Annotated in this window: 8 protein-coding genes; 1 reads left to right on the forward strand and 7 read right to left on the reverse strand. The window is 33.0% G+C overall.

The features are described from left to right. Window positions 1-135 precede the first annotated feature (135 nt). From gltX to HMPREF3046_RS07815, 7 genes are all read right to left on the reverse strand, one after another. Complete coding sequence (gene gltX, locus HMPREF3046_RS07785; RefSeq protein WP_070718329.1) at window positions 136-1,590, reverse strand: glutamate--tRNA ligase; 1,455 nt, start codon at window positions 1,588-1,590, stop codon at window positions 136-138. Between the two features lie 279 nt (window positions 1,591-1,869). Then, complete coding sequence (locus tag HMPREF3046_RS07790) at window positions 1,870-2,940, reverse strand: PIN/TRAM domain-containing protein (protein ID WP_070718331.1); 1,071 nt, start codon at window positions 2,938-2,940, stop codon at window positions 1,870-1,872. Between the two features lie 22 nt (window positions 2,941-2,962). Then, window positions 2,963-4,336 carry a DNA repair protein RadA gene (gene radA, locus HMPREF3046_RS07795; RefSeq protein ID WP_064207430.1) on the reverse strand — a complete coding sequence of 458 codons (1,374 nt, stop codon included), beginning with the start codon at window positions 4,334-4,336 and terminating at the stop codon, window positions 2,963-2,965. A 133-nt stretch (window positions 4,337-4,469) separates the two neighbouring features. Further along, entirely contained in the window at window positions 4,470-6,941 is a 2,472-nt protein-coding gene (locus HMPREF3046_RS07800; protein ID WP_070718334.1) for an ATP-dependent Clp protease ATP-binding subunit, read from the reverse strand. A 15-nt stretch (window positions 6,942-6,956) separates the two neighbouring features. Further along, a complete protein-coding gene (locus tag HMPREF3046_RS07805) occupies window positions 6,957-7,964 on the reverse strand; it encodes a protein arginine kinase (protein ID WP_064207448.1) in 1,008 nt (335 codons plus the stop codon). Beyond that, complete coding sequence (locus HMPREF3046_RS07810) at window positions 7,957-8,520, reverse strand: UvrB/UvrC motif-containing protein (protein WP_064207428.1); 564 nt, start codon at window positions 8,518-8,520, stop codon at window positions 7,957-7,959. Before HMPREF3046_RS07810 ends, HMPREF3046_RS07805 begins: the two co-directional genes overlap by 8 nt. Window positions 8,521-8,551: 31 nt before the next feature. Next, window positions 8,552-9,013, reverse strand: a complete 462-nt coding sequence (locus HMPREF3046_RS07815) for a CtsR family transcriptional regulator (RefSeq protein WP_002449017.1) — start codon at window positions 9,011-9,013, stop codon at window positions 8,552-8,554. Window positions 9,014-9,166: 153 nt separating this feature from the next. Between HMPREF3046_RS07815 and HMPREF3046_RS07820 the strand changes: the two genes are divergently transcribed. Then, window positions 9,167-10,381 (forward strand): NupC/NupG family nucleoside CNT transporter, encoded by a 1,215-nt coding sequence (locus HMPREF3046_RS07820; protein WP_064207427.1) that lies wholly within the window; start codon window positions 9,167-9,169, stop codon window positions 10,379-10,381. Window positions 10,382-10,428 lie beyond the last annotated feature (47 nt).

The raw sequence follows: 10,428 nt of genomic DNA on the forward strand, positions 1-10,428 counted from the left end.
ACCGCATACTCTCTAACAACATTATCGTATATTTACTAATCCTTTAACTAACATATGTTTAATCTTATCATAAGAAGTTTTTTATAAAATTTCAAGTTTAAACATGTGTGTCTGACTTATTATATTAACATTGTTTTAAACATATTTTTTTAAACGAGATAGTACTTTTTCTTTTCCTAATACTTCAATTGTATTCGGTAATTCAGGACCATGCATTTGACCAGTCACTGCTACACGAATAGGCATAAATAATTGTTTACCTTTAATACCAGTTTCTTTTTGTACTTCTTTAATCGTTTTTTTAATTTCAGCAGCTTCAAATGGTTCAAGCGCTTCTAATTTACCATATAAATGAGACATTAATTCAGGAACTTGTTCGCCATTTAATACCTCTTGTTCTTCTTCACCTAATTCAGGCATATCATGGAAGAACATTTCTGATAACGGAACAATTTCTCCTGCATAACTCATTTCTTTTTGATAAAGACCAATTAATTTGCGTCCCCATTCTTTATCTTCTTCACTTGGATTTTCAGGAATTAAATTTGCTTTGATTAAGTGTGGTAAAGCAAGCTCAAATACTGTTTCTGTATCTTTTGTTTTCATATATTGGTTGTTAACCCAAGCTAATTTTTGTCTATCAAACATTGCTGGAGATTTAGAAAGACGTTGTTCATCAAAAATCTTAATAAATTCTTCTTTAGAAAAGATTTCATCTTCACCTTCAGGAGACCAACCGAGTAAAGCAATAAAATTGAATAACGCTTCAGGTAAATAACCTAAATCACGATATTGCTCGATAAATTGTAAAATTTGGCCATCTCGTTTACTTAATTTTTTACGTTGTTCATTTACAATTAATGACATATGCGCAAAACGTGGTGGTTCCCAACCAAATGCTTCATAAATCATTAATTGCTTAGGTGTATTTGATACATGATCATCTCCACGAATAACATCAGAAATTTCCATGTAGTGATCATCTACTGCTACCGCGAAATTATACGTAGGGACGCCATCTTTTTTCACGATAACCCAATCTCCAATATTATTAGAGTCAAAAGAAATTTCTCCTTTAACTATATCATCAAATGTATATGTTTTATCTTTTGGAACACGGAAACGAATAGCGGGTTTGCGTCCTTCAGCTTCAAATTGTTGACGTTGTTCTTCGGTGAGATGTGCATGTTTACCGCCATATCGTGGCATTTCTCCACGAGCAATTTGAGCTTCACGTTCTTCTTCTAATTCTTCTTCAGTCATGTAGCATTTGTATGCTTTATCTTCATCTAATAATTGTTGAATAAGTGGATTATAGATGTCTGCACGTTCAGATTGACGATAAGGACCATGACCTTTGTCTTTATCGATAGATTCATCCCAATCTAATCCTAACCATTTTAAGTTATCAAATTGTGAAGATTCTCCATCTTCAAGATTTCTTTTACTATCTGTATCTTCAATACGTACTACAAAATCTCCATCATAATGTTTAGCAAATAAATAATTAAATAATGCAGTTCTTGCATTTCCGATGTGTAAATATCCAGTTGGACTTGGCGCATATCTTACTCTTACGCGTTCACTCATTCGTTTCACTCCTAATTTTGTTATTCATTCTTTATAGCGAATGATTTCTTTCATTAGAAAAAAGTTATCCCAAACAATCTTTAAAGAGTCGTTTTTGAATAACTTTAACTTCTAATCTATACTTAGATCAACTTCGCATTTCCTTATTATTGTAGCATTAATTGGCTGGTTTGATAAGTCTATTGCTGTTGTTGTTACGTTACTCATCAATAGCTCATAACAAAAAATGTTATACGATCATTCATCAATGACTACGTTTCACATGAAACCCTTTTCCTATTAACTTAAGGACTCCTCTATAGTCTTAGCAAATATAATACGACCAGAGGATGTTTGTAATAAACTAATAACTTCTAATTCAACCTGTTTACCTATAAGAGATTTAGCATGATCTACAACAACCATTGTTCCATCATCTAAATATCCTACCCCTTGGCCAGGTTCTTTACCCATTTTAGTTAATAAAATATTAAGTCGGTCACCTTGATGAACATTGGGTTTAATTGCTTCTGACAAATCATTAACATTTAATGCAGTAATCCCTTGAACATGACATACCTTATTTAGGTTGAAATCGGTTGTAATGACATGAGCATGATAGACTTGAGCTAATTCAACTAACAGTTTGTCAATATCACTATGAGATTTTTGAGGGTGAATCACACGAGTTGGATAGTCTAAATCATAAAGTTGATTTAAAATATCTAATCCACGTTGTCCTTTTTCACGTTTAATACTATCATTAGCATCTGCAACTACTTGCAATTCATTTATAACTCCTTGAGGAATAAGAATTTCTCCATCTATAAATCCACATTTAATAATATCTAAAATTCTTCCATCAATAATTGCACTTGTATCTAACAGTTTAGGTATGGCGCTTATATTGTTTTTAGACATTGAACGTGCTATATTTTCTGGCAAAAACATAAGCATTTCATCACGCTTTTTCAAACCAAACTGGAATCCTAAATAACATAATAATAATGTAATAATAATAGGCACAAGGTGATTTAATATAGAATTTCCTATCATTTCTAAAATAAATGAAGCCATTACTGAAATAAATAAACCAACGACTAATCCTAGTGTAGCAAACAAAATTTCAACTGCACTACGTTGCATAATCCACATTTCAGCTTTTTTAAGTAATCGTGTTATTTTATTAATAAATAAGCCAAATATTAGAAAAAATACCGTCATCCCTATTAAACCATCAACATAATGATTAGTATAAATGGGATGGTGGTTAATACCTAAATCATTTAAAATTTCTGGAATTAACATAATTCCAAATGATGCACCAAGAATGATGTAGATTATAATAATAATTCCTTTTAATACCTTCATACGTTATCACCCCTTTACATGCCTATGATGAGCGATTACTAAACGCATATTTCAAAGCATCATGTACCGTTGTCACGCCAATGACCTGAACACCTTCTGGGAATGTCCATCCCCCTATATTCGTTTGGGGAATAATCACTCTCTTAAATCCTAGTTTTGCCGCTTCTTGTACACGTTGCTCGATACGCGATACTCGTCTTACTTCACCAGTTAATCCCACTTCACCAATATAACAATCCAAACCATCTACGGCTTTATCTTTAAAACTTGAAGCAGTCGCTACAATAATACTTAAGTCCACAGCTGGTTCAGTCAGTCTCACTCCACCTGCTACTTTAATGTAAGCATCTTGTTGTTGTAAAAGATAATTTTCTTTTTTCTCTAAAACAGCCATCAGCAAGCTAAGTCGATTGTGATCGATGCCTGTGGCCATTCGTCTTGGATTATTAAATGTAGTAGGTGTTACGAGAGATTGCACCTCAATCAATAGTGGTCGTGTACCTTCCATAGTAGCCACAATTGTTGACCCTGGAACATTTGTCGAGCGTTCTTCTAAAAACATTTCTGAAGGATTGTGTACACCTTTCAAACCACTTTGTTTCATTTCAAAAATACCCATTTCATTCGTTGAACCAAAACGATTTTTAACTGCTCTTAGAATTCGATAAGCATGATGTTCATCACCTTCGAAGTATAAAACTGTATCTACCATATGTTCCAATAGTCTTGGACCAGCAATTTGTCCTTCTTTTGTTACATGACCTACTATAAAAGTTGCGATATTCATTTGTTTTGCAATATTCATTAAACTTTGTGTACTTTCTCGGACTTGTGATACTGAGCCGGGTGCTGAACTAATCTCAGGATGATAAATAGTTTGAATTGAATCGACAACAAGTATATCTGGGCGCTCTTGTGCCACGGTTTGATGAATAACTTCTAGATCTGTTTCAGCTAGTACATTTAAATTACTAGAGTCTTCCTCTAGACGGTCTGCCCGCAATTTCGTTTGATTTAGTGATTCTTCACCCGTGATATAAAGTACATTGAGTTTTTGTGATAACGATGCACAAATCTGTAATAATAATGTAGATTTCCCAATACCAGGGTCGCCGCCAATCAGTACGAGTGATCCACTAACAATTCCGCCACCAAGTACACGATTAAATTCTTTAGATTCCGTTTGAACTCTCGGTGTTGCCTCATGCTTAATACTATTTAATTTCTGTACTTTTGCTTGTGTTTCTTTTGCCTTTACGCCATGCTTTGGGTTGGAAGTCTTTTCAATAATTTCCTCCATTTGATTCCAAGCACCACAATTCGGACATTTTCCCATCCATTTAGGAGACTGATATCCACAAGCCATACATTCGAAAATTACTTTTTTCTTGGCCAAAACTGCACCTCCGATTTTTTTGAACACATCTATTTTATATGTATCCAATTATAATGACAAATGTAAATATATATATGAATGAAAAGAAGAGCCTAGGATTTAATGACTCCTAGACTCTGAATTTAAGTTCATTTTATTCTTCTGTTGCTGGTTCTTTTGTATCTTCTATATTATTTTCTTGTTTATCATGAATATCATATTTGAATTCATTACCATCATGATCAATTGTGACTTCTTTTCCTTCAATTTGATTACCATCGAGTATCAATTCACTTAAATTATCTTCAACCGTTTTTTGAATTGCTCTAATTAATGGACGAGCACCGTATTCTGGATCATAGCCTTCTTCAGCAATTTTTTCTTTAGCTTTATCAGTAACTACAATATTAATATCTTGTTCTGATAAACGTTTTGTTAATTTATTTACCATCATAGTCACAATTTCTTTAAGTTCATCTTTTGTTAATTTATGGAAAACAATAATATCATCTACACGGTTTAAGAACTCAGGACGGAATGAATTTTTAAGTTCTTTCATCATAGTTTTACGAATTGTTTCATAATCTTGTCCTTCAGATGCGCCGCCGAATCCAGCGAAACGTTGATCTTGTAGTTCTTGTGCTCCTACATTTGATGTCATAATAATAACAGTATTACGGAAATCAACTTGACGTCCTTTTGTATCAGTTAGATGTCCATCATCAAGTACTTGTAATAAGATATTAAACACGTCTGGATGTGCTTTTTCAATTTCATCAAATAAGATAACAGAATATGGCTTACGTCTAACTTTTTCAGTTAATTGACCGCCATCATCATGGCCTACATAACCAGGAGGCGCTCCAACTAAACGACTCACAGCATGTTTCTCCATAAATTCACTCATATCAACACGTATCATTGCGTCTTCTTCACCAAACATTGATTCAGCTAATGCACGTGCAAGTTCTGTTTTACCTACACCAGTTGGTCCTAAGAAAATGAAACTACCGATTGGACGTTTAGGGTCTTTTAGGCCTGCACGTGCACGACGAACTGCTTTACTAATAGAAGTTACTGCATCGTTTTGTCCAATTACTCGATCATGCAATGTTTCTTCTAAATTAAGCAAACGATCTGACTCTGTTTCATTAATTCTAGTTAATGGAATACCTGTCCATCCTGCAATAACTTCAGCAATATCTTCTTTAGATAATGACGTTGATTGTCCGCCTTGAGATGTCTTCCATTCGTTTTTAGCATCTTCATATTGTTTTTCAAGTTTTGATTGTTTATCTCTTAAGTTAGCTGCATTTTCAAATTCTTGTGCATGGACAGCAGCATCTTTTTCATTTTTAACTTTTTCAATTTCTTGTTCAATCTCTTTTAAATTACTTGGAGTTGTGTGACTTTTTAGTCTTACTTTTGAACTTGCTTCATCAATTAAATCAATTGCTTTATCTGGTAGGAAACGATCAGATACATAACGGTTACTTAATTTAGCAGCCGCTTCCAGTGCTTCATCAGAAATATTAATACGATGGTGAGCTTCGTAGCGATCACGTAAACCTTTTAGAATAGCAACAGTATCTTCTACAGAAGGTTCATCAACTTGAATAGGTTGGAAACGACGTTCTAATGCAGCATCTTTTTCGATGTTTTTACGATATTCATCTAATGTTGTTGCACCAATGCATTGTAATTCACCACGTGCTAACGCTGGTTTTAAAATATTAGATGCATCAATTGCACCTTCTGCACCACCAGCACCAACTAGTGTATGCAATTCATCAATGAATAAAATTACATTACCTGCATGATGGATTTCATCCATAACTTTTTTCAAACGTTCTTCGAATTCACCACGATATTTAGTACCTGCCACGACTGTTCCCATATCTAATGACATTACACGTTTATTTTTTAGCGTTTCTGGCACTTCATTATTTACAATAGCTTGTGCAAGTCCTTCAGCAATGGCTGTTTTACCTACACCTGGTTCACCAATAAGTACAGGGTTATTTTTAGTTCTTCGACTTAATACTTCAATAACACGTGTAATTTCTTTATCTCTACCTACAACTGGATCTAAAGTACCGTCTTTAGCAATAACTGTTAAGTCTCGTGCTAGCCCATCCAATGTAGGAGTGTTGTTTGATTTATTTGCAGTTGCATTTTTGGTATTCATTTCAGGACTACCTAATGCTTTCACTACTTGTGCACGTGCTTTAGTAATATTCAAATCTAAGTTAGCAAATACACGTGCTGCTACTCCTTCATTTTCACGAATTAAACCTAATAAAATATGTTCTGTCCCTACAAAATTATGATGCAATTTTCTTGCCTCATCCATTGATAATTCAATGACTTTTTTAGCTCTTGGTGTATAGTGCAATGTCCCTGAAAGTTCTTGACCATGACCGATTAATTTTTCAACTTCTTCAATAACTTTATCTTCAGTAATATTAAAACTTTCAAGTACTTTAGCAGCAATACCTTCTGGTTCTTTCATTAATCCAAGTAGTAAGTGCTCAGTACCAATGTTCGAATGATTTAAACGAATTGCTTCTTCTTGTGCATGTGCTAATACACGTTGTGCGCGTTCAGTTAATCTACCAAATAACATATCGTTTACAACCTCCTAATTTGTATGTTTTCTTAATATATTTGCTCGTTTTTCATTTACAGATACGTTTTCATCTTCATCATTATATAAAAACGCAGATTGGATACTTACCATTAATTCATTAAACTTAAAGTTATTTAAATTTAAATATCCTAAATCTATGCCTAACTTAATTTCACTTAATCTATATGACGCTTCTTCCATTGATATCATACGGCTATTTTGTAATATTCCTAATGAACGATAAATACGGTCAAGCGTCTCTAATTCACTATATTGTGTTAAACGTTCACGAAGTTGCATTTCTTCATTAATAATTTGTTGAACTACTTCTGTCAGCTGGTCGATAATATCTTCTTCTGTCTTACCTAATGTAAGTTGATTTGAAATTTGATAAATATGACCATAAACTTGTGAACCCTCTCCATATATACCTCGAATCGTAAATCCAAAACGATTAATTGTTTGTGCAATACGATTCATACGTTTCATTATAGATAATCCAGGTAAATGAAGCATCACACTTGCTCGCATTCCAGTCCCAATATTTGTAGGACAAGTCGTTAAATAACCTAAATCCTCATCGAAACTAATTTCTAATTGTTCATCAAGAATATCATCAATGTCTGAAGCCTTTTGATATAAATCTATCAGAGATAAATCATTACCCATTGCTTGAATTCGTACATGATCTTCTTCATTGATCATAATACTCAAAGATTCATCTTCATTTAATAACACCGCTGAAGCGGGTTGTTTAATCAATTCTTTACTAATTAGATGTTTAGCCACTAACTTCATCTTACTTTGTTGGTCCATGGTATCTAAACGCATTAAAGATAAATTAGGTAGTACATCTTGTACTTCATTGATTACTCTAAAACCTGCTTGTTCAGATGGAAACATTAAAGGATGAACATGATTTTCTAAGTTACGTGCTAAACGAATACGCGAAGACATTACAATGGGAGATTCATCTGTTTCTTTCATCCACTCACTAATATGTGCATCCATATCATTCATCATGCTCCATCTCACTTTCATGTTTCAAGGCTTTAATTTCATCTCTAATGATAGCTGCTTCTTCAAATTTTTGCTTTTCAATTAATATATTTAAGTAATTCGTTTTTTCTTCAATTTGTTTTTTTATTGCCAGTTTATGATGTGAAGATCGAGGCATCTTGCCTACGTGTTCAAATTGTCCACCTTGTACTCGTCTTACAATATCAACAATATCCTCTTTAAATACTGCATAGCAATTTGCACATCCAAATTTACCAACATGAGCTATATCTTTCAATGTCATTTTACATGTAGGACATCGTTTTTCTTCTTGAAATGCTACTTCATGAAAATTTAATCCGTGTTTAGTTGCTAAATGTTGTAAGATTTGTTTGACTACAAAGGCTTCTTCAATATCATCTTGGAACTCTGAATGTGACGCATCATGTTCTTGTTGGTTCCAAGGATGCTCTCCTTGAGCACATTCTGAACACACCCACTTTTCAGAAGGACCATCTTTACTTTTTACTGTGAGTTTAACCTCTGCTTCATTTAAATGACAATTTTCGCAAAGCACACATAGACACCTCGCTTTTCTTTATTATTTATTAATAGTAATTAATGATAGGTAATAATCGTTTGAGAATATTTGCTCTAATAATATCTCTAGAAACAACATCCATTGATAGTGTTTCACGATCAATAATCACTTGAATCATTCTTGCTTCTCTATCACTAATTAATCCTTTATCTAACAAACCATCAATTATATAATATGCTTGTTGTTGAGATATAGAAGGGCCAATTAATTGTAATAGATGATTAATATAACCCGTTGCATCTTTATTTTCAATTTTCGTGATTCGGATATATCCTCCTCCACCACGTTTACTTTCTATTTCATAACCATGTTCATTTGTAAATCTCGTTTTAATAACATAGTTGAGTTGAGAAGGCACACAATCGAAACGTTGAGCAATATTAGCTCTTTGAATTTCTACCATATCTTCATTACTTTCTTCAAATAATTGTTTAATGTATTGTTCTATGATGTCAGACATGTTGTGCATGTTTTACCACCTCTTTTGACCTTCTTTGACTATATTATATGACCAACTTTGACCTTTTTCAACTAATTTGTTTTTTTATTTAAAAATATTAATGTTACTTCTATTATTTTATTGTATTATATAAGATAAAGAGAATTTTAAAGGAGTAGAATTATGCATATTCTTATTGGGATTATTGGGATTATTGTCTTTTTAGCGCTAGCATTTTTATTTAGTTCAGATAAAAAGAATGTTCGTTGGCACTATGTTGGCTTATTATTAATTATTCAACTTATATTCGCATTTATTCTTTTGAGAACGACTGCTGGTATTACAATTATCGGTGGTATTTCAAATGGATTTAACTATTTGTTACAAAAAGCTGCTGAAGGGGTTAATTTTGTTTTTGGAGGATTTAAATTTGTAGATCCAAAAAATCCACCATTCTTCTTTAGTGTCTTATTACCAATCGTATTTATTTCGGCATTAATTGGTATTTTACAATATACTAGAATTCTTCCATGGATTATTAATGTGTTAGGGTTCTTAATTTCTAAAATTAATGGTATGGGGCGTTTAGAATCATATAATGCAGTAGCAGCTGCGATTCTTGGACAATCTGAAGTATTTATTTCATTAAAACAACAATTACCATATATACCTAAACAACGTTTATATACTTTAACTGCTTCTGCAATGTCTACTGTATCTGCATCTATTATCGGTGCATATTTTACATTGATTGAACCTAAATACGTTGTTACAGCGGTTGTATTAAACTTATTTGGTGGCTTCATTATTGCTTCTATTATTAACCCTTATAAAGTTAATGAAGAAGATGATAAATTACTAGTGGATGAATCAGAAACTAAAAAACAATCATTTTTTGAAATGTTAGGTGAATATATTTTAGATGGTTTCAAAGTAGCAGTTATCGTTGGTGCAATGTTAATTGGCTATATTGCAATCATTGCTTTATTAAATGGCCTTGTCAGTGGTATTTTCAGTTTAGTTTCTGGCGGAGCAATCAAATGGGATTTCCAAACGTTAATTGGTTTTGTATTTGCGCCATTTGCTTTCTTAGCAGGTGTTCCTTGGCAAGATGCAGTTAAATCAGGTTCTGTGATGGCAACAAAATTATTATCTAATGAATTTGTTGCTATGCAATCACTTGGAAGCTTAAAGGGGATTTCTGAGCATGCAAAAGGTATTACGTCTGTATTTCTAGTTTCATTTGCTAACTTTAGTTCTATTGGTATTATTTCCGGTGCGATTAAATCACTTAACTCTGAAAAAGGTGATATCGTAGCACGTTTTGGCATTAAGTTATTATTTGGTGCAACACTTGTATCGTTTATTTCAGCTGCTATCGCTGGATTCTTCATTTAATAAAAAAAAGAGTCTGGGACATAAAGTATCTGGATAAGTGAAAAAAG

The organism is Staphylococcus sp. HMSC070D05 (genome assembly GCF_001815595.1).
GTDB lineage: Bacteria > Bacillota > Bacilli > Staphylococcales > Staphylococcaceae > Staphylococcus > Staphylococcus hominis.

Excerpts from the sequence above, each read along its gene's own strand:
- HMPREF3046_RS07790 (WP_070718331.1), bottom strand. The coding sequence starts at position 2,940 with ATGAAGGTATTAAAAGGAATTATTATTATAATCTACATCATTCTTGGT.
- gltX (WP_070718329.1), bottom strand. The coding sequence starts at position 1,590 with ATGAGTGAACGCGTAAGAGTAAGATATGCGCCAAGTCCAACTGGATAT.
- HMPREF3046_RS07815 (WP_002449017.1), bottom strand. The coding sequence starts at position 9,013 with ATGCACAACATGTCTGACATCATAGAACAATACATTAAACAATTATTT.
- HMPREF3046_RS07805 (WP_064207448.1), bottom strand. The coding sequence starts at position 7,964 with ATGAATGATATGGATGCACATATTAGTGAGTGGATGAAAGAAACAGAT.
- HMPREF3046_RS07820 (WP_064207427.1), top strand. The coding sequence starts at position 9,167 with ATGCATATTCTTATTGGGATTATTGGGATTATTGTCTTTTTAGCGCTA.
- HMPREF3046_RS07800 (WP_070718334.1), bottom strand. The coding sequence starts at position 6,941 with ATGTTATTTGGTAGATTAACTGAACGCGCACAACGTGTATTAGCACAT.